Raw genomic sequence first — 210 nt, 5'->3', positions numbered from 1 at the left:
AATGACACATGACTCAAGAATTCGATTTCAACAAAGCATTAGAACAGCTTCAATCAGGTAAAGGTTTAACTGGTGAAGATGGTGTGCTGACCCCTCTCATCAAACAACTCACAGAAGCTGAGCCAAACCGAAAGAACGGTCACACTAAGAAAACGGTTAAATCCTCGGTCGGTGAGTTCGAACTTCAAACCCCGAGAGACCGTGCTGGTA

Annotated in this window: 1 pseudogene; it reads left to right on the top strand. The window is 44.8% G+C overall.

Annotated features, from left to right (window positions below):
* Positions 1–8: 8 nt before the first annotated feature.
* Positions 9–210, top strand: a pseudogene (locus tag ACW689_RS21575) (IS256 family transposase); the annotation flags it as partial.

It is taken from the genome of Pseudoalteromonas sp. ABE4_541 (genome assembly GCF_056312285.1).
Note: the sequence above shows the minus strand (reverse complement) of the source record. Positions and strands in the feature narration are given on the sequence as shown.